Annotated in this window: 10 protein-coding genes and 1 riboswitch; of the genes, 4 read left to right on the top strand and 6 right to left on the bottom strand. The window is 63.3% G+C overall.

Annotation, left to right across the window (positions count from 1 at the left end; all coding sequences use genetic code 11):
* The first annotated feature begins 149 nt into the window (after window positions 1–149).
* Together CRO48_RS08005 and CRO48_RS08000 are read left to right on the top strand one after the other, a co-directional pair.
* Window positions 150–920 carry a DUF1223 domain-containing protein gene (locus CRO48_RS08005; protein ID WP_097137940.1) on the top strand — a complete coding sequence of 257 codons (771 nt, stop codon included), beginning with the start codon at window positions 150–152 and terminating at the stop codon, window positions 918–920.
* 487 nt (window positions 921–1,407) lie between these two features.
* On the top strand, window positions 1,408–1,803 hold the full coding sequence (locus CRO48_RS08000; RefSeq protein ID WP_097137939.1) for a DUF2794 domain-containing protein: 396 nt from the start codon (window positions 1,408–1,410) through the stop codon (window positions 1,801–1,803).
* A gap of 17 nt (window positions 1,804–1,820) precedes the next feature.
* On the opposite strand, the gene CRO48_RS07995 is transcribed toward CRO48_RS08000, so the two are convergent.
* The 4 genes from CRO48_RS07995 to CRO48_RS07980 all read right to left on the bottom strand — a co-directional run bounded on the left by CRO48_RS07995 (window position 1,821) and on the right by CRO48_RS07980 (window position 8,147).
* Entirely contained in the window at window positions 1,821–2,975 is a 1,155-nt protein-coding gene (locus tag CRO48_RS07995; RefSeq protein WP_097137937.1) for a glycosyltransferase family 92 protein, read from the bottom strand.
* 121 nt (window positions 2,976–3,096) lie between these two features.
* Window positions 3,097–3,651, bottom strand: a complete 555-nt coding sequence (locus tag CRO48_RS07990; protein ID WP_097137935.1) for a GNAT family N-acetyltransferase — start codon at window positions 3,649–3,651, stop codon at window positions 3,097–3,099.
* Window positions 3,652–3,837: 186 nt separating this feature from the next.
* Window positions 3,838–7,293, bottom strand: coding sequence for a pyruvate carboxylase (gene pyc / locus CRO48_RS07985; RefSeq protein WP_097137934.1), 3,456 nt, complete (start codon window positions 7,291–7,293; stop codon window positions 3,838–3,840).
* A gap of 113 nt (window positions 7,294–7,406) precedes the next feature.
* Window positions 7,407–8,147, bottom strand: coding sequence for a LuxR family transcriptional regulator (locus tag CRO48_RS07980; protein WP_097137932.1), 741 nt, complete (start codon window positions 8,145–8,147; stop codon window positions 7,407–7,409).
* 295 nt (window positions 8,148–8,442) lie between these two features.
* Between CRO48_RS07980 and CRO48_RS07975 the strand changes: the two genes are divergently transcribed.
* A complete protein-coding gene (locus tag CRO48_RS07975; RefSeq protein ID WP_097137930.1) occupies window positions 8,443–10,203 on the top strand; it encodes a glucan ABC transporter ATP-binding protein/ permease in 1,761 nt (586 codons plus the stop codon).
* Between the two features lie 195 nt (window positions 10,204–10,398).
* Here CRO48_RS07975 and CRO48_RS07970 read toward each other — a convergent pair whose 3' ends face one another.
* Window positions 10,399–11,559 (bottom strand): OpgC family protein, encoded by a 1,161-nt coding sequence (locus CRO48_RS07970; protein ID WP_245423458.1) that lies wholly within the window; start codon window positions 11,557–11,559, stop codon window positions 10,399–10,401.
* Between the two features lie 91 nt (window positions 11,560–11,650).
* Window positions 11,651–20,140 carry a GH36-type glycosyl hydrolase domain-containing protein gene (locus CRO48_RS07965; protein WP_097137926.1) on the bottom strand — a complete coding sequence of 2,830 codons (8,490 nt, stop codon included), beginning with the start codon at window positions 20,138–20,140 and terminating at the stop codon, window positions 11,651–11,653.
* A 444-nt stretch (window positions 20,141–20,584) separates the two neighbouring features.
* A riboswitch (cobalamin riboswitch) is annotated at window positions 20,585–20,805 on the top strand.
* A gap of 99 nt (window positions 20,806–20,904) precedes the next feature.
* Here CRO48_RS07965 and CRO48_RS07960 point away from each other — a divergent pair.
* On the top strand, window positions 20,905–21,120 hold the full coding sequence (locus CRO48_RS07960; RefSeq protein WP_097137924.1) for a hypothetical protein: 216 nt from the start codon (window positions 20,905–20,907) through the stop codon (window positions 21,118–21,120).
* The last annotated feature ends 72 nt before the right edge of the window (window positions 21,121–21,192 follow it).

The following is a 21,192-nucleotide window of genomic DNA, read 5'->3' as shown; positions in this document are numbered from 1 at the left end:
AGATGCCGGGGCAGTTGCCCCGGCATTTCTTTTTGGGCCATACTTCCGAGACCTTGAGTCTCACTCCATCGTGACTTCCTGTTGACTGTCCGAGCGGGTATGACGATTGCCGACAACAGGCACTTCGCCTGAATTTCCCGGAACAACACATGCCCCGACTGCTGATCATAGGTTGTGTTACGAGCTTGCTGGCGGCCCTGCCGTCGGCCACCGGCGCGCTGGCACAGGAACCGAAGCAGCCGAAGGGCATCGTCGAACTGTTCACCAGCCAGGGATGCTCGTCCTGTCCCAAGGCAGACCAGGCGCTGGAAACATTGATCCGCGACGGCGACGTCGTCGCCCTGGCCTATCACGTCGACTACTGGAACTATCTCGGCTGGGCCGACACGCTCTCCAGCAAGGAGAACACGGAGCGCCAGTATTCCTATGCGCGCATGTTCGGCCGCAGCAGCGTCTACACGCCTCAGGCGGTGATCAACGGGCGCGAACACGTCAACGGCGGTGAACTGGGCCAGATCCGCGACCAGATCGAGACCCTGAGCACGCAAGGGCGGGGGCTATCGGTGGACGTATCCGCAGACATCGTTCAGGACGAAATCCGCATCCGGATCGGCAGCGGCCACGGCAAGGCCAATGTGATGGTCGCCTACTTCAACGACCCGCAGTCGGTGGAGATCAAGGAAGGCGAAAATCGCGGACGGAGGGTTTCCTACTGGCACGCCGTCACCGACATGGAGACGATCGGCATGTGGGAAGGCAAGGAGACGACCCTGGTACTGCCCGCAAGCATCCTGCACCAGAAGGGAACGGGTGGATGCGCAATCCTCCTGCAGCGGATGAAGGCGGCAGACACGCCGGGCGCCATTTTGGGGGCGACCGTCATGACGCCGAAGCTGCCGCAGACAGCGAACCGAAAGTGATTGTCAAGGATGGAGGGGTCCGGACCGGGATCTTCGAGGGGCTGGGGCTTGAGGGTTCGAAGACACGCCGGACCGGACCTTGACGAAGCATCCGGCAACGGAATACAGGAAAAGCTTCGACGCAAATCCCCTAAGGCCGACCGATTTCCCGCACATGCAAAGCGGTCGGCTGCGGGACAGCGAAGAAACTTTCTCTGAAAAATGGGGCGCGGATTTGTCTGAAATGGGGCAAGTTCGCTTTTTGCCGTGCCGTAGTGGTTAACAACGGTACGCTCGGCCTGTTTCGAAACCGCACACAGTGCCCGATATGCACGAAATCGCGACGCGAACCGCTTCGTCCGCCAGCGAAAAAATTCCACTGGAAAATTGAACCGCTTGCCGCGAACCGCCGTCGCCGCGCCCTCTGACGGCCGGTCTCCATGCTTGCATTTCCGCCCAGCTAGGGCACACTGTCATCGAAATGACATCGACGAAGTGCGGAGAATCGATGACAGACCAGCCGGATTTGCCGCCGGGAGAAGCTGCCGCCCAGAGGTCGAACGTGGTCGTCGATCTCCGGGACTATCGCAGCAACAAGGACCCGCTTCCGGTCACATTCCACCGCAAGGAACTGGACCTGATCCTGAGGATCTACGGACGGATGGTCGGGGAAGGCGAGTGGCGTGACTACGCGATCGACCATAGCCCCGAAAAGGCAGTGTTCTCGATTTTCAAGCGCTCGGGCGAAATGCCGCTCTACCGCGTCGAGAAGAACCCCAAGCTCGCCACCAGGCAGGGCGCCTACAGCGTCGTCAACACCCACGGCCTGATCCTCAAGCGGGGCCGTGAATTGCAGCAGGTGCTGAAGGTCTTCGACAAGGTCCTGAAGCTGGTCGAAACGTAACGATCTCGGCCGGCGGTTCACGCCGGGAGAAGCGCGCCCCGAAGACCGGCCGTTCGCATCGCTTGCAGGAGCGCATCGTCCACCTGATAGCGGGAGATATCGGCCGGCGCCTTGCGCGCGGTCCTGTTGTATTTCCAGTTCGTGGTGATTTCACTGAAATGGCCGTAGGCGAATCGATTTGAACGGGTGAAGTAGTTTTCCAGCCCCTTGACCCGGTGGGCAGACCACGTCATCGCCCTGGTGCATCGCCACGGCACGACGGCCCATTTCTGCGGGCATCCGACCTTGTCCCCGGCATCGTAGCGGGCGAAATCCCCGTGGCGCGGGACCTCCTGGCCACGACCGGCGCCGGCATCGCCAATCCACCGGCCGCGAAAATGAACGGCGCCGAGCAGCGACGTTTCCGCCGCCTTGAAGACCGACCCGCCGGCCCGCGACGGCAACACCAGTTCGTCGATATCGCAGTTAAGAACACTCCTGGCCTTTTGCAGAAAGCGGAACCGGGCGTGCTGCAGGGCGCCCGCCTGACAGAACTTCGAGCTGATTCGCACCTCGTTGCCGCTCGCATCGCGCCTGCGCCACACACGCGGGCCGAACTTGAAGTTCCAGTTGACGACACAGACGGTGACGCCGGGAAAGGTCCGCTGGAGCTCTGCTTCCAGTTCCTGCGCGCCGTAGGCGGTGGACGCATTGTCGTAGAGCAGCACGGCATCAGCACCGTGAATGCGGACATGGAACTGCACCCAGTCCTTGATCCACTGCACGTCGTTGTCCTTGGACAGGGTGAAGAGAACGCGCTTCTTGCGAAAGACATGACCGAGATCCGGCTGCACCCTCGCCGTCAGCCGGCCGAGGCGACCGTCGATCATGATATCGCGCCGATCGCCCTTCAGCCAAAACTCCACCCCTGACGACCTGTCCATGAAAGACCCGCCGCTTCTGGTGAAATCGGCGTAAAACTCCGTCGCCGCCAGATGGTCCTGGAGGTTGAACAGCGGCGGCCCCTGAAGGACGGTGTACTCCCCGCAGCGGTAGACGTCGTAAAACAGCGTCTCGAAGTCGTAGAGGGCGTTGTAGGCCTTGTCCCTGAACGCCGGCGGCAGCGGCGCGTCGCGCACGATGCCGCAATCCTCGGCCACCTTCACGAAACTCAGTTGCACGTCGATCGTCATCGTTTCCATCCAAAGGCCGTAACGGCGGCTTGCTGCGGATGGATAAGGCCTTCACGCCCGCTTGCCAAGTTTCGCAATTGCGGGGGGCGATTGCCGAGCGTTGCGCCGGACGTCCATGCCCTCAGCTTTTGGCAGGCGCCAAGGGAACGTCAGGCACCGGATCGGTGCTGGCTCCCTCGCCAAGCGCCCGCTGCATGATCACGGTATCGAGCCAGCGGCCGTGCTTGAAACCGGTCGCCTTCATCAGCCCGCCATGCTCGAAACCCGCCGCGCGGTGAACCGCCACCGAAGCAGGGTGCGCCCCGCCGATGACCGCCACCATCTGCCGGAAACCGAGGACAGTGCAGCGTGTGATCAGTTCGGAGAGCAACGCCCCGCCGATGCCGCGGCCCCGCGCCTCGGGCGCCAGGTAGATCGAGTCCTCCACCAGCCAGCGATAGGCCGGACGGGTGCGGAATGCGGACGCATAGGCATAGCCCAGCACTATCCCGCCCCTGTCGACGGCAGCAATGTAAGGGTATCCGGCCGACGAGATCGCCGAAAAGCGATCGTGCATCTCCGCAAGCGTTGGCGGCTCGATCTCGTAGGAGGCGACGCCGTGCAGAACGGACTCCCGGTAGATACCGGCAATGGCGGGAACATCGCCGGCTTCGGCGGTACGAATGGCATAGGGCATTGTCGCAGCTACCACAGAATCAACCAAAAGGCATCGGCGAGGGCCAGGCCGGCTGCTCGCGATCGAAAAACGGTCCCAACGCCGCGAGCGAGCCTCGCAGCCGGAGCCAATGCGGCAAAAATCCCTCATTAGGAGGGATTTTCCATTTCGGGGCGCAGCCTCGATCGGCCGGCGAAGATGCTGCCATCAGCCAAAAACGATGAGCAGGTCCTTAGCGTCGATCTGGTCGCCGGCGCGCACCAGCACCTCGGCGATCGTACCGTCCTTCTCGGCATGCAGGGCCGTCTCCATCTTCATCGCTTCGATGGAGAGCAGAACGTCGCCGGCCTTGACCGCCTGTCCCGCAGCGACCGCAACGGTCGAGACGACGCCGGGCATCGGCGCACCGAGATGGGCGGCGTTGCCGGCCTCCGCCTTGCGGCGGATGGCGCTGGAAGCCCCGCGGTTGCGGTCCGGCACCTTGATGGGGCGCGGCTGGCCGTTCAGTTCGAAGAACACCTTGACCATGCCCTTGTCGTCGGCCTCGCTCTGCGCCTGGTTGAGCACGACCAGCGTCTTGCCCTTTTCGATGTCGGCGAACAGTTCCTCGCCCGGGGCGATCCCGTAGAAATAGGCATGTGTCGGCAGCACGCTGACAGGCCCGTAGGTCTCGTGAGCCTGCGCATAGTCAGTGAAGACCTTGGGATACATCAGGTAGGAGGCGAATTCGAAATCGTCGACCTTGCGATCCAGCTTTGTCTCGATCGCCTTGCGCTCGGCCTCGAGATCGGCCGGCGGCAGCAGCGAGCCCGGTACTGCGGTATAGGACGCCTCGCCCTTGAGCACCTTCTCCTGCAGCGCCTTCGGCCATCCGCCCGGAGGCTGGCCGAGGTCGCCCCTGAGCATCGAAACGACCGATTCAGGGAAGGACACGTCCTTATCCGGGTTCTCGACGTCGGCGACGGTCAGGTCCTGGCTCACCATCATCAGCGCCATGTCGCCGACGACCTTCGACGACGGCGTCACCTTGACGATGTCGCCGAACATGCGGTTGGCGTCAGCATAGGCCTGCGCCACCTCATGCCAGCGCGTCTCCAGCCCCAGCGAGCGCGCCTGCTCCTTGAGGTTTGTGAACTGGCCGCCCGGCATCTCGTGCAGGTAGACTTCCGATGCCGGCCCCTTGAGATCGCTCTCGAAGGCGGCGTACTGGTGGCGAACCGCCTCCCAGTAGAACGAGATGCGGCGGATCCATTCCGGGTCGAGCCCGGGATCGCGATCCGAACCGCGCAGCGCCTCGACGATCGACCCGAGGCAGGGCTGCGAGGTGTTGCCGGACAGCGCGTCCATCGCCGCATCGACGACATCGACGCCGCTCTCGACCGCGGCGAGCACGGTAGCAGCCGCAATGCCCGAGGTGTCATGGGTGTGGAAGTGGATCGGCAGGTCTGTCGCCTCGCGCAGCGCCTTGAACAGTACGCGGGCAGCGGCCGGCTTGAGAAGACCTGCCATGTCCTTGACCGCGATCATGTGCGCCCCGGCCCCTTCCAGCTCGGAAGCAAGCGCGGCATAATACTTCAGGTCGTATTTCGGGCGGGCGGCGTTGAGGATGTCGCCGGTGTAGCAGATCGCCGCCTCGCAGATCCTGTTCTCCTCTGCCACCGCGTCCATCGACACGCGCATGTTCTCCACCCAGTTCAGGCAGTCAAACACGCGGAACACGTCGATGCCGCCCCTTGCCGCCTGGCGGACGAAGTACTTCACCACATTGTCCGGGTAGTTCTTGTACCCAACGCCGTTGGCGCCGCGCAGCAACATCTGCAGGAGCAGGTTCGGCGCGCCCTCGCGGATCATGGCGAGCCGTTCCCAGGGATCCTCGGTCAGGAAGCGCATCGACACGTCGAACGTCGCCCCGCCCCAGCATTCCAGCGAGAACAGCTGCGGCAAGGTGCGGGCATAGGTCTCGGCGATGCGGGCGATATCGTATGTGCGCATGCGCGTCGCCAGCAACGACTGGTGCCCGTCGCGCATGGTCGTGTCGGTGAGCAGCACCTGCTTCTGTCCGCGAATCCATTCGGCAAACTTCTGCGGCCCGAGTTGGTCGAGCTTCTGCTTTGTACCCGCCGCAATCGGTCCTTCAGAATAGGGCACGACCGGCGGAGCGATGTCGTCGGACGGCTTCGGCCGGCCCTTCGCCTCCGGATGACCGTTGACCGTGACGTCGGCAAGATAGGTCAGGAGCTTGGTCGCACGGTCCTGGCGCTTGACCTGGGCAAAGAGTTCCGGCGTGGAATCGATGAAGCGGGTCGTGTAGCTGTTGTCGTGGAACTTTTCATGCCCGATGATCGCTTCCAGGAAGGTCAGGTTGGTCGCAACCCCGCGGATGCGGAACTCCCGCAGCGCCCGGTCCATCCGACGGATCGCCTCCTCCGGCGTCGGCGCCCAGGCGGTCACCTTCTCCAAAAGCGGATCGTAGAAGCGCGTGATCACCGCACCCGAATAGGCCGTGCCGCCATCGAGGCGGATGCCGAAGCCGGTCGCGCCGCGATAGGCGGTAATCCGCCCGTAGTCGGGGATGAAGTTCTGCTCGGGATCCTCGGTCGTGATGCGGCACTGCAGCGCGTGCCCGTTGAGACGGATGTCCGCCTGTGCTGGCACGCCCGATTCCGGCGTGCCGATCGCAAAGCCGTCGAGGATATGGATCTGCGCCTTGACGATGTCGATGCCGGTCACCTCCTCGGTGACCGTGTGCTCGACCTGGATGCGCGGATTGACCTCGATGAAGTAGAACTTGCCGGTGTCGGCATCCATCAGATACTCGACGGTGCCCGCACCGACATAGTTCGTTGCCCGGGCGATCTTCAGCGAGTAGTCGGCCAGTTCCTGGCGCTGCGCCTCGGTGAGGTAGGGCGCCGGCGCGCGCTCGACCACCTTCTGGTTGCGACGCTGGATCGAGCAGTCGCGTTCGAACAGATGCACCGCATTGCCATGCGTGTCGCCGAGGATCTGGCTTTCGACGTGGCGGGCGCGCTCGACCAGCTTTTCCAGATAGACCTCGTCCTTGCCGAAGGCGGCCTTCGCCTCGCGCTTGGCTTCCGTCACCTCGCGGGCAAGATCCTTCGGATCGCGGATCGCGCGCATGCCGCGCCCGCCGCCGCCCCAGGACGCCTTCAGCATCACCGGATAGCCGATCTGCTCGGCCATCCGCGCCACTTCTGCCATGTCGTCCGGCAGCGGATCTGTCGCCGGCACGACCGGCACGCCGATCGAGATTGCGAGGTTGCGCGCCGCCACCTTGTTGCCGAGCTGGCGCATCGTCTCCGGCTTTGGACCGATGAAGGTGATGCCGGCGACAGCGCAGGCCTCGGCAAATTCCGGGCTCTCCGACAGCAGGCCATACCCCGGGTGGATGGCGTCCGCGCCCGAAAGCTTGGCCACGCGGATCACTTCATCGATCGACAGATAGCTTTCGATTGGCCCGAGATCCTTTTGCAGATGCGGCCCCCGGCCGACCTGATAGCTCTCGTCCGCCTTGAAGCGATGCAGCGCCAGCTTGTCCTCTTCAGCCCATATCGCAACCGTTTTGAGACCCAACTCGTTGGCCGCGCGGAACACGCGGATCGCAATTTCGGAACGGTTGGCGACAAGGATTTTGGAAATGGGCAAGTCGAACTCCTCATGGACTTGAACGCGGGAATGCTGCACCCGCGAAGAGACTTTAGCGAGTCAAAATAGGAAGTTCAATTTCCTCAAACGGCGCTTTTGCGCGAATTGCGCCGTCAGGAGATCAGCCCCAGTCGAAACGACAGCGAGACCGCGTGATGGCGGTTCTTCGCCTTCAGTTTCGCCTGTATGCCGTTCATGTACCAGTCGACGGTGTGGTTGGAGATCGACAGCTTGCGCGCGATCTCGTGCGAGGTCATACCGTCCGCCAGATAGCTCAGCGCCTCCATCTCTCGACGCGTCAGATGCAGGTTCACCTCGGCTGCGAGCGCCTCCGATATCTGCGGCTCCTGAATGCCGAGCAGCTTCCAGAAGAGCTTCTTGGCGACGTTCTCGAACAGCCCCATCTCGGCGGGATGAAGGTCCACGACCTTGCCTCCGACCGTCATGACCCCCAAAAGCCCACGCCTGCCGTGAACCGGAAAGATATAGCCGTCTTCGAGACCATGCTGGCGTGCCTCCACCATCATGCGCTCCATACGCTTGCGATGGGGGTTGGAGCGCATGGCCGTGAATGAGTCCCGCCAGCGAAATCCCGCCTGGGCGTGGTTCAGGTAGACGATGGTCGGATCAATGACGATGTATCTCTTGCGGATGTAGTTTTCCGGCCACCCGTCCGGCCACCGGCCGACGAGAACCAGGCTCAGCGGATCCTCATGGGGCTTTGGCTGTCGCACGACCCCGTAATGCTGAAAGCCGTAAAGATCGAGCAATCGTTCGAATTCCGCAACGATCTCGTCACGCTCGGATAATTCGTCGAGCAACCCCGTAAACTGGGCGAGCAGGTTGATGTTCATTATAAAATCGACCGAACACGCGGCCCCTCTATACGTAATAGCTTGAAAATATCATTGCGCGCAACGCGCGCGTCGTGAACAAAACACGCGTCACAGTTCCGTTTAGCAATTTGAGCCGATTTGGCAACGGACTGTTCAGCGTCCATTCATCGACAGGTGAATAGCATTCCCTCATCGCTGGAAACGCCCCGCTGCGGCCTTACGTCGCCCACGGGGCGGAACTTTACCGCGTTGCCCGCGTCAGACGAATGACATTGATGCGGCGCACAATGCAGGACCGCGAAAGGGTTTTGAAGTGTCGTTGTTCCAGGTTTATGCGCGGGCGTTGAGCTACCTTTCGGTCTACCGAATGCGCGTCTCGTCGATCGTCGTCGCAAACGTCGTCCTCGCCGTCATCACGATTGCGGAGCCGATCCTTTTCGGGAAAATCATCGATGCCATCTCGTCCAGCAGCTCCGTCACCCCCATGCTGCTGATGTGGGCCGGCTTCGGCGTGTTCAACACCGTCGCCTTCGTCCTGGTCGCCCGCGAGGCCGACCGGCTGGCGCACGGCCGCCGCGCCAGCCTGATCACCGAAGCCTTCGGCCGGATCATTTCGATGCCGCTCTCCTGGCACAGCCAGCGCGGCACCTCCAATGCGTTGCACACGCTGCTGCGCGCCTGCGAAACGCTGTTCGGCCTCTGGCTCGAATTCATGCGCACGCATCTGGCGACGGCGATCGCCTTGGTGCTTCTCGTGCCGACCGCCTTTGCGATGGACTATCGTCTTTCCATCGTGCTGCTGGTTCTGGGTATCGCCTATGTCATCATCGGCAAGGTGGTGATGAACAAGACCCGCGATGGCCAGGCATCGGTGGAGGGGCATTATCACACCGTCTTTTCCCACGTCTCCGACTCGATCAGCAACGTTTCGGTCGTGCACAGCTACAATCGCATCGAGGCCGAGACCCGTCAGCTGAAGCAGTTCGCCCAGCAGTTAATCAACGCGCAGTATCCGGTCCTCGACTGGTGGGCGCTGGCCAGCGCACTGAACCGCATCGCCTCGACGATCTCGATGATGACCATCCTGGTGATCGGCACCGTTCTCGTCCAGCGCGGCGAACTGCGGGTCGGCGACGTCATCGCCTTCATCGGCTTTGCCGGGCTGCTGATCGGCCGCCTCGACCAGATGAAGGCGTTCGCTACGCAGATTTTCGAGGCGCGCGCCAAGCTTGAGGATTTCTTCACGCTCGAAGACGCCGTCAAGGACCGTGAAGAGCCGAGCGATGCCGCCGAATTGACCGACGTGCGCGGCAAGGTCGAATTCCGCGACGTCAGCTTCGACTTCGCCAACGCCACGCAAGGCGTTCGTGACGTCTCGTTCACGGCGGAGGCCGGCGAGACCGTCGCGATCGTCGGCCCGACCGGTGCCGGCAAGACCACGCTGGTGAACCTGCTGCAGCGCGTGTACGAGCCGAGCCGGGGCCAGATACTGATCGACGGCGTCGACATCTCCACCGTGACGCGCAAATCGCTGCGTCGCTCCATCGCCACCGTTTTCCAGGATGCCGGCCTGCTGAACCGCTCGATCGGCGACAACATTCGCCTGGGTCGCGACGGCGCCACGCTGGACGAGATCATGAGCGCGGCCGAGGCTGCGGCCGCTGATGACTTCATCCGGTCGCGCCAGAATGGCTACGACACCCATGTCGGCGAACGGGGCAACCGGCTGTCGGGCGGTGAGCGCCAGCGTATCGCCATCGCCCGCGCCATCCTAAAGGACGCGCCGATCCTCGTCCTCGACGAGGCGACCAGCGCGCTCGACGTCGAGACCGAGGCACGCGTGAAGGCTGCGATCGACAATCTGCGCAAGAACCGCACGACCTTCATCATCGCCCACCGCCTTTCGACGGTGCGCGAGGCGGACAAGGTGCTCTTCCTCGACCATGGCCGTATCGCCGAGATGGGCACGTTCCACGAACTCAGCCAGAGCAACGGCCGCTTTGCCGCGCTGCTCCGTGCAAGCGGCATCCTGACCGACGAGGATGTCCGCAAGAGCCACACAACCGCCGCCTGACACAACGGCAACCATCAAGCAAGAAACGCCGCGCGGAGCATCCCAGCGCGGCGTTTTTCGTTTAAGGCATGCTGCCCGGACACCCGTTATCGATGACCTTGGGTCTCTCACTAGGCAGGCCGGTTATCCGGGCGTCGCCCGCGACCAGGCCAGACCGGTCTCAACCGCATGTGCCGACGGATCGGCAAGCACTCTTCAGGCCGCCTGCTTTTCCACCTTGGGTGCGCCTGTCCGCCCGAGCCCGGCAAACCAGTCGAGGTAGCGCGCATAGGCCAACAGAACCCCGATGCCGCAGGCCACGTAGAGTGTGCCGAACCAGGGGTTCTTGCCGGTCACGAACATCAGCACCTGGCCGATCATGGCAAGGATGGTGCCGAAGATGAAGATCGCCAGGCCATGGCGTCCGACCGCCGTCAGCGGATGAGAGGACGGCAGGACGAACAGGCGGGAAATCCCCGGAATGGTCACAATCAGATAGGCGAACGCCAGCACGTGCAGCAGCCGCGGCGCCGACAGGAAGGTCTTGTCGAAGCCAGTCAGTACCACCGGCAGCCCCAGCGACGTATCGATCGACCAGAGGGAAAGGACCACCCAGACCAGCGATATGGCGAGATAGGCCCAGCAGAGCCCCGTCAGGACCGCGCTCTTCGGTGGCCAGGACGTCGTTGCGGCTTTGGACGAGGCGACGATGCCGATCGCAAACAGGAACTGCCAGGAGAACGGACTAAGGAACCAGTAGCCGTCATCGAGGAAGTTCGACGGCGCAATGTTCCATATGCCCGCCGCCAGCCAGAGAATGCCTGAAGCACCCAGCAGTGCGATGGGGTTGCGTGCATTTAGCCAGAGCATGCCCGGAAGCATCAGCATCAGCACCGCATACATGGACAGGATGTTGTTGTAGCCGAACTGGTGTCCGAGCAGCACCATGCTCGGGAGACCCTGCTCGGTGCGGTCGACGACGGCACGCAGGTTGATCTCCGAGAGGAGATCGGGGCGTGCGAACCACAGGGCGCCCCCGGCGAAGATCGCGAAGGTGACGACGCTCGTCATCACATGCGCCACATACAGCGTGAACGCACGCCGCAGGATTTTTGCGCTCGCGGCAATTCTCTGGCCGACCGCGAAGCGGGTTCGGTAGGCCAGCCCCACGGAAACCCCGGAAATGAGCACGAAGGCTTCCGCCGAATCGGAAAAGCCGAAGTTCTTGAGCGTCAGATGCTCGAGAAAATTGCCGGGAACGTGGTTGATGAAGATCGTGATCAACGCAAGGGCGCGCAGAACATCAATTCGCGTATCCCGTGGGCTCTTTGCTGCAGGGACAGTCGCAGCCGGTGCCGTTTCAGTCTTCCAGGTCAATGCATGTCTTCCCGAACGCTGGACATGAAACGGGGCATCGCGGCCCCGCCTCATGTGCCGGAACCGAAATGCCCCAATGTCCGAATCCGAGTTAGAGCGAATACTCTTCTTGCGGAACCTTTATGACAGTTTCATCAATGTTCACGACAATTTCCCCGTTGCCCGACCGATTTGCGCGGATCGAGTGTGCAACCCCATCCAAGGTCACAACCGCCGAGAAGCCTTCCCAGCCGCTCGGCATCACCGGATCGACCTTCAGGCGGCCCGCCTCCTTGCGGATGCCCAGGATACCCTCGACCGCAGCGCGGTAGAGCCAGCCGGCAGATCCCGTATACCAGGTCCAGCCGCCTCTCCCCTTGCGATTGCCCTCGCCGTAGACGTCGGCCGCAACGACATAGGGTTCCACGCGATAGGTCTCGATCGCCTCGCGCGTTGCACCGTGGTTGATCGGGTTGAGCAGACCGAGGCACTTCCAGGCATCATCGGCCCTGCCCTGCATGGCAAGCGCCATGACGACCCAGGTCGCCGCATGAGTATACTGCCCGCCGTTCTCGCGCACGCCCGGCGGATAAGCCTTGATGTAGCCGGGATCCTGGGCGCCGTCGATGAAGGGCGGCGTGAACAGCTTGATGATGCCGTCCTCCTCGTCGGTGAGCTCGGCAAGGACTGCATCCATGGCGAGCCGCGCACGCTCCTTGTCGCCCTCGCCCGACATCACGCTCCACGACTGCGCGATCGAATCGATCCTGCATTCGCTGGCGCCGTTCGCGCCGAGCGGGCTGCCGTCGTCGAAGTACCCCCGGCGATAGTAGGCGCCATCCCAGCCTGCGCTCTCCAGCGCCGCCTTGAGCCGCTCGAGATGGGCAAGCCAGGCATCGGCACGGTGGTTGTCGCCGCGTTTGCGCGCAATCGGCGCAAACGCCCGCAGGGTGCCAGCCAGGAACCAGCCGAGCCAGACGCTCGTTCCCCGCCCGGCTTCGCCGACGCGGTTCATGCCGTCGTTCCAGTCGCCGCCGAGCATCAGCGGCAGCCCGTTCTCGCCGGTGCGCTGAATCGCGAGGTCCAGTGCACGGGCGCAGTGTTCGTAGAGAGCGATGGCGTCGACCGATCGGCCGGGCTTGAAGAACGCATCGTGCTGGCCTTCTGCAAGCGGCGGGCCTTCGATGAAGGTCAGCTTCTCGTCCAGGATTGCGAGTTCTCCCGTCGACCCGCAATATTGCGTCACCGCATAGGCGAGCCAGACGACGTCGTCGGAGATCATCGTGCGCACGCCCGCGCCGGAATCCGGCAGCCACCAATGCTGCACGTCACCTTCGTGGAACTGGCGCGACGCCGCATTCAGGATCTGCTTGCGCGCAAGTTCCGGACGATGCGTCAGGAAGGCGAGCGTGTCCTGCAACTGGTCGCGGAAGCCAAAGGCGCCGCTTGCCTGGTAGAATGCCGACCGCGCCATGACACGGCAGCCGAGGCTCTGATAGGGCAGCCACGTGTTGATCATCAGGTTGAGGGCCGGATCCGGCGTATCGACCTGCAGCGTGCCGGTGAAATCGCGCCAGAAATTGCGCACCTTCGCAAGCTCGTCGTCGAATACGACGGACTGGACCTGCTTCACGAGCGCCTTGGCCGCATCCGCATCATCGCCGTCGCCCAGCACGAAGAGGAACTCCCGCGCCTCGCCGGCAGCCAGCGTGAAGTCCGACACGAGTGCCGCGCAGGGCGCGCCATTGCTCTCCATCGTGCCCGATAGCTTCGCGCCGCTGGCAAGGATCGCCGGCATGACGATGTCGCCTTCCCGGCCGATGAACTCGCGGCGGTTCGTCGTCACGCCATCCAGCTTGTGGTTGGCGGCGAAGAAGGCGGTACGACCGGAGAAGTCGAGGCTGTAGGGGTTGGTCGCAAGGATCGCGCCCGTCTCCTCGTCCTGGCTGCAGAGCACGAAGGGCGCAGTCTTCGCCGGTGCGTTGCCGAGGACCCACTCGACGTAGCCGTATGCCGACAGGTTTCGTTCGGCAGATCCGGTATTGCGCACGATCAGGCGCGAATACTTGACCGGTCGCTCGGAATCCACCGTCTGTACAAGATCGAGTTCCAGGCCGCCGGAGGCCGTACGGAACGCCGAGTAGCCGAGGCCATGCCAGGCCTCGAAAAGCACCGACGGATCGCGCGACAGCCCTGCGAACGGTGCAAACACCGCCCCGCTCTCGCGATCCTTGACATAGAAGGCTTCGCCGGGCCGGTTGATCACCGGGTCGTTCGTCCAATGGGTGATCTGATAGTCGCGCGAGTTCTTGCTCCAGGTATAGGCGCCGCCCTCGGCGGCCACATGAAAGCCGAAACGCTCGTTGGAAATCACGTTGATCCACGGATGCGGCGTTCCCTCGCCGCCCCGGAGCTTGATGACGTATTCGCGGCGTTCAACGTTGAAGCCGCCATAGCCGTTCCAGAAGGCGAGCTCGCTGCCGTCGAGCGCCACCGGCTCGCTCTTGCGTGCGGCAGCCGGGATCGGCGCCGCATGGTGCACCTCCGGCTGCTCCGATGTCGACGGCGTGGCGAAGATCGAGACGGCGCGCTCGATCTGGTCGGCAAGCCGGCCGTTGCGGGCGTGGAAGACGGCGCGCGCGGTGGCCAGCAGCGTCTGCCAGGTCGACACCTCCATCAGATCGCGCCGCACAGCGAATATGTGCTGGCGCATGCCGTCCGACTGGCCGCGCATGCGCAGGTTCTCGCACATCTGCTCGAGCGTGTGCTGCATGTCTTGCGCGTAGGACGAGGCCTTTTCGTTGAGGATGACGAGATCGGCCAGCACGCCGCGATGGCGCAGGTATTCCTGCGCACGCAGGGCCTCGCGGGCGATTTCGAGATCCACCTCGTCGTTGATGCGAAGGACGTAGATCGGGAAGTCGCCGGAGATCGCGAGCGGCCACAGCGCCGACTGCGAGGCAAGCCCCGCCTGCACGGTCGCCGCATCCGCCCGCAGGTGCATGTCGGGATAGATGAGATAGCGGCCGAGCGCCTGGAAGCTTGCGGCCTCCTGCGAACTGACGCCGATGTGACGCAAGTGCACCTGCGAGCGCGTCCAGGCGTGAATGAGCTCGTGGTTGAACGCGTCCGGATGCCTGTAGCGGTCGATCGCGCGGTCGAGTTCCTCGCGGTTCGGCGCCGCGACGGTCCAGAAGATCACCTTGACCTTCTTGCCGGCGGGGACGCGCACCACGCGGCGCAGCGCCACGATCGGATCGAGCGTAAAGCCGTCGGTGCCGGACAGCTGCACGCCCGGGTCGAAGGCAGCCGCCGTCGAAAGGCTGCGGCCGCGGCCGATGAAGTTGCGTCGATCGGTCTCGATCTCCGTTCGGCGCGAACCGGCATTGTCGACGATCAGGTGAGCGACGCACATGTCGGGCTCGCTCGGCGTGCGCTTGTTGCGCTCGACGCGGACCACGTCGCCACGGCGACCGATTTCCGTCTTGACGAACATGCGCGCAAAGAGCGGATGCGCGTTGTCGGTATCGTCGGTCGTGACCACGGGCTCCATGTAGGAGGTGACTTCGATGAAGCGATCCTCGGGGCCCGTGTTCAGCAGGGTCAGCCGGCGCCCCTCGGCGTCGTGCTCGGTCGCCACGATGCACTCGACCTCGCTCGAGAGCGTGCCGACCGTCTTGAAATACTCCGCCTTGTCGTCGCTGAACTGCGTCTTGGTTTCTTCGCCGTCCGCCCGTTTCGGCTCTGCGGTCACCGACCACCAGTCGTTTGTGGCGGTGTCGCGCAGGAAGATGAAAGTACCCCAACGGTCCTCCACCGGGTCCGGCTTGAAGCGCGTCACCGACTGGCCGTTCCAGTGCGAGTAGCCCGAGCCCGTCGCAGTCAGCATCACCGAATAGTGGCCGTTAGTCAGGAAGACCGCCTCGCGATCCTCGCTCATCGGATCTTCTATGACCCGTACTTCCGGGCGCAGCAGATCGGCCTGCGTGCTGCCGACCGTTTCCGGCTCCCGCTTGGTATTGATGATCGGGATGTCACGCGGCGCCTTCTCCTGCAACAGGAGTTCTGCAGCCTCGATCACCGGATCCGAATGGAACCGGGCCCTCAGCGCGCCATTGAACGCCACGTTGGCGACGGCCGCGATCGACATGCCGTGGTGATGCGCCATGTAGTTGCGTACCACCGCGCAACGCTTGCCCTCCGGCACGCGGGTGGGCGTGAAGTCGACCGCATCGTGGAAGCCATAGACGCCGAGAGCGCCGAGAGCGCGCAGCTCGTTGAGGTTTTCCAGCGACGCCTTCGGATCGTACTGCGTGGCCAGCAGCGAGGCATAGGGCGCGATCACCGCATTCTGACCGAGGCCACGCTTCAGCCCCAGCGTCGGCACGCCGAAGTTGGTGTACTGGTAGTTCATCTCGTGGTCGCGGGCATTGAACGCCGCCTCGGAGATGCCCCAAGGCGTGCCGAGCCGCTTGCCGTGGTTCTGCTGCTCCCGGACAATGAGATTGTTGGTCTGGTTCAGGATGCCGCCCTGTGGCTCCTGCATGACGAGCGGCGGCATCAGGTACTCGAACATCGAGCCCGACCAGGAGACCAGCGCGCCGCGCGCGCCGATCGGAACGACCGGGCGGCCGAGCTTGTACCAGTGTTCCGTGGGCAGATCGCCCTTGGCGATGGCGAAGAGGCTGGTCAGGCGCGCTTCCGAGGCCAGCAGGTCGTAGCACGCCTCGTCCAGTTCGTTCGTCTCGACGCGGTAGCCGATCGACAGCAGCCGGCGCTCGGGACGGAACAGGAAGCCGAAATCCATCGAGAACGCGATGTCGCGGGTGCGGTCGCGCAGGACGATCAGCCGCTGGCGCAGGGCCTCGATACTGCCGAGATCGAACACGCTGTCAGCGATGTGTGCCTCGCAGTTGGCGACCAGGGCATTGGCCCATTTGACCACTTCGCCGCTCTGCGGGCTCTTGATCTCGTGGTCGAGGTTGGCGATCAGCTTGTTGACGTCGCGCGCGAGCACCGCAAGGTTGATCACGCGGATCGAGGCAAACTCGTGCTCGCGCTTGACCGCGGCCAGCGCATTGTGGAACCCGGAGATCCGCTCCTCGATCAGGCGGCGCAGCGGCCGCACCGTCTTGCGGTCGTCGGGCAGTTCGGCCAGCGTCTCGGAGAGGATCGAGGCCGCGTCGCCGATGCCGTCGAGATTGCCGTGCAGGTGCGCCGAGGGCGCTTCCGCCCATTCGCGGCACATCGAGGACACGGCGATCAGGTGGCCGGCGAGATTGCCGCTGTCGACCGCCGAGACATAACGCGGTCCCAGCGTCTCGAGCGTGTTCGTGCGGTACCAGTTGTAGAGGTGCCCACGGAACTTCGGCATGCTGTCGATCGTGGAAACTGTTTCCTCGAGCCGGCGCACGGTTTCCTCGAAGCCGATCCAGCCGAAATCGCGTGCCGAAATCACCGACAGCAGATAGACGCCGATATTCGTCGGCGAGGTTCGCTCAGCCAAAACGGGATGCGGCGTTTCCTGGAAATTGTCCGGCGGCAGGAAGTGCTGCTCGGCGGTGACGAATTCCTCGAAGTAGCGCCAGGTGCGGCGGGCGTACTTGCGAAGCTCAACCACGACGTCATCCGGAACCATCAGCCGGTCCTCGGTTTCCGCCGACTGGCTCACATACCACGCGATCGCCGGCGACAGGATCCAGATGGCCACGAAGGGAAGCGCGATGAAAGGGACGCCCGTCTTGGAGAACAGGGCAAGCGCGACCGCGGCGACGGCAAGCGCAGGCGCCTGCCACATGTCGATGTAATAGGAGCCGATGCCGCCGCCGGCAGAACTGTGAACCTGCGCGGCCGTCCGCCATTCCAGCATATGCTTGCGGCTGAAGAACATGCGGTAGAGCGAACGCACCGTCGCGTCCGCCATGAGCGCCGCCTGGTGCGCGATGAAGACGATGCGAAGCGCGACCTGGGCGTTCGCGGCACGGATGTCGGAAAGGATCGTCTGCAGATGTGCCCGCGCAACGATGTCGCTGCGGCGCGGGATCGCCCCGGTGAAGAGCGACAGCGTGGGTGCGACGAACAAGAGGAAGATCAGCACCAGCTGCCAGATCAACGCCTGGCGCGGCTCCATGTAGTACCAGCCCATGACCGAGGCTACGAGCCAGCAGATGGGGATCAGGCAGCGGCGAAGATTGTCGTACATCTTCCAGCGGCCGAGCATGGAAACGCCGCTGGACGGCTTGAAGATATAGGGCAGGAGCTGCCAATCGCCGCGCGCCCAGCGATGCTGGCGCGACGTCTCGACCTCGTAGCGGATCGGGAAATCCTCGATGAACTCCACGTCTGTGACCAGAGCACAGCGCGCATACGATCCTTCGAGGAGGTCGTGCGAAAGGACCGTGTTTTCCTCGATGCGCCCCTTCAGGGCCGCTTCGAAGGCATCGACGTGGTAGAGACCCTTGCCGGTAAAGGTGCCCTCGTCGGCAAGGTCCTGATAGACGTCCGAAACGGTGAAGACATAGGGATCGACGCCGCGGTTGGCCGAAAAGATGCGCTGGAAGGTCGAAGCGTCGTCGCCGGTCGTCAGCGACGGCGTGACGCGCGGCTGCAGGATGCTGTAGCCGGCCACGACCCGCTGGGTCTTGGGGTCGATCTGCGGCCTGTTGATCGGGTGGAACAGCTTGCCGACGAGCTTGGTCGCCGCATCGCGCATCAGCCTGGTGTCGGAATCCAGCGTCAGCACATACTGGACATTGTCGGGCACCGTATTGGCGCCCGGCAGGAAGCTCGTGTCGCCGTCACCGCGCAGGAGAAGGTTCAGTTCGTGAAGCTTGCCGCGCTTGCGCTCCCAGCCCATCCACACGCCTTCCTGCGGATTGAACAGCCGACGGCGATGCAGGAGATAGAAGCGGGTGCGGCCGTCATAGGCATAGCGGGCCGATAGCAGCGCGATCTCGCGCTTGGCGTATTCCAGCACCTCCAGATCTTCCGGCGTCTCCTCGACCTTGCTGTCGACCCAATCGCTGACGAGGGCGAAATAGATCTCGCCCCGCGGGTTTGCGAGGTAGTGAACCTCAAGGTTGCGCACCAGTTCATCGACATGGTCGCGCTTGGAGATCAGGCAGGGGACGGCGACGAGTGTGCGGGCTTCCTCCGGAATGCCCTCGCGGAACTCGTAGCCGACCAGCCGGGTCGGCTTCACGCAAAGGGTGACGAGCGTGTTGTAGAGCCCGAGCGCGCCTTCCGAGGCCGGCAGCGCGAACAGGATCAGCATGATCAGCCAGGCGCCGTCCGGAATATCCATCTGGTCAAGGAAATAGTAGACCCCTACCATCGCCATCAGCGTCAGCAGGATCGCAGGCCCGGCGATCGCAAACCAGTCGAGCGAACGGCCGAAGCGGACGATGCGCTGCAGGATGGAGGGACGGAAGCTGATTCGCTCTTCGAGAAGCTTGCGCTTCTTGCCGACGAGATAGCTGCCCACATTGGCCTCGTGGGCGCCCTCGACGTTGCCGGCAGCCATGTCCTCTGCGGTCATGGCGAGCGCGATCTGCGTGACCTCCAATTCCGTCTTGCCGGAACGGCGCGCCATCTTCTCGATCGTGTCGCGATAGGCATTGCGCGAGCCGAAATCGAGGTCGGTATAGTCCGACCCCTCGCGCAGCGCCGCGTCCAGCCGGCTGACGCTTTCCACCCAGACCGGCCACTCGGTATCGTCGATCGACCGCAGTCCCTTGATCAGGTTGCTCATCGTGACGTTGCCGGAAGAAAGCCGGTTCTGCTCGGCGACGAGCACCTCTTCCAGATCGGTGCCGCGCGCCTCGATCTGGCGCTCCAGCCACTGGATCGCGGCACCGGATGCCTGAAGACCGTCACGCAGGCGGTAGAGCAACTGGGCGACAAAGGTGTTGTCGGCGACGAGGTTTTCGACCTCCCGCAGGATGACGACGCTTTTTTCCGGATCGTTCTGCCGAATGAGTTCGTCGGCGATCTCGTTGGCCTTGCGGCGCATCGAACGCGACCGCTCGACGCGACTGGAAATGCGGCGCAGGTTCTCGATCAGGATGAAACGGATGATGGACGGCATCGCCCAGAGTTCACCGATCTTGAAAGCCTCCACTTTCTGGAAGCCTTCCACGATCGCGGTGAGGCTCTCGCGCGACACGCTGCTCTGAGTGTGGGCGACGTAGAGCCAGCCGAGCGCCAGCGTCCGGGGGATCTCGGTATCGCCGATCTTCATCGTCGGCAGCTGCCGATAGAAGCGGCGCGGAAAATCGCGGCGGACTTCCTGGACGGCTTCCTCGACCACATAATAATTGTCGAGCAGCCATTCGGCCGCCGGCGTGATCGTCATGCCAGCCTCGACGTCGCGCGCCGTCGTCTGGAAGACGCGGAAGATCTCCTTCTCGTTCTCCCGGTGGCGCGCGCGGAAGTCGAACGGAGCATAGCCCGGCAGCGTATTCGCGCCGTTGCGCGCCAGTTCCTCACCGCAAGCGCTCAGTTCCTCGAGTGTAAAATACGTATCCCGGATCGAATCGTTGTAGTCGATCTGCTTGGATTCCGCCTCGCGCGACGAAGTCTGTGGTCGGTTGTGAAGAGACATCAGCTTTTTCTGGGTTCGAGCAAGAATTAGGGATCCGGCACGGGCCGGCCTGCATTAGGCGGGCGAGTTCATCGGTGCGCCGCCATTGCGCCAAGACGACTTCATGCGTCTTCCTCCGCGTCATCGGCCCCTCCTCCGGGCGGACATGCGAGAGGTTGCGCCTTCGACAAGGCGCGCGATGGCTCAGGCGACACGCTCATGTGCATCGTTGCCGCGTGGTGCATGAAAACGGCATTTTTAGCCGCATTGACAGGCAGTTGCAACAAGACTGGAAGACAAGGGCCGCTCTGCTCCGTGAATTGGTAAACTATGAAAATCGGCCTTCGCCCTACGCGAACGGGGGTGAACCGGGCCTGAACGCACATGCAGCATCTCCGGTTCCCGGACGACCAACTTTCTGGTCGAAATCCTCTTCTGCCGCGTTGACACGCCTCCCCGCTCCGGGGCAGTTTCGGCCATCAGGGTTCTTTCGGATCGATTGCGGTCCGGGAGCTAAGAGGGAAGCCGGTGCGATGCCTTCAGACGCATCCATGCCGGCGCTGCCCCCGCAACTGTAAGCGACGAGCTGCTGTCGCCCAAGCCACTGGCACATCGACCGTGCCGGGAAGGCCAGACAGCCGCAACGACCCGCAAGCCAGGAGACCTGCCCTGATGAATACCTAACGTCCATGGGCGGGGTGTCCCAAGGGTGCGCGGCTTCGCATGATGCGACAATCAGCCTGCGTGCGTCCGGTCATCCCCCAATTCAAAGATTGGGGACATCAATGCTTGCCACCGTCGAACCAAATCCGTCCGGGTCCAGCAGGCCCGAATCCGTCTTCATTTCCTGGCTGCTGTGGCAGCCGCGTGGTGCCGATCTCGCTGCCGAAGCCATGAAGGAACTGACAAAACTCGCGCCCTACAAGGATCGGGATCCGGATATCGTCCGGCTGCGGTCGTTTTTCGAACAGCTCGCCGGGCGGAGAGGCAGACCGCACTAGCCATAATCGCATAAACGCATATTGACATAAACATATCTTTATGTGATCTCCGATGCAGACATGCTGCATCGG

Origin of the sequence: Rhizobium subbaraonis, from assembly GCF_900220975.1 — a bacterium.
GTDB classification, from domain to species: Bacteria; Pseudomonadota; Alphaproteobacteria; order Rhizobiales; family Rhizobiaceae; genus Mycoplana; species Mycoplana subbaraonis.
The sequence above is the reverse complement of the archived record's forward strand: the minus strand, read 5'-3'. Positions and strand labels throughout refer to the sequence as shown.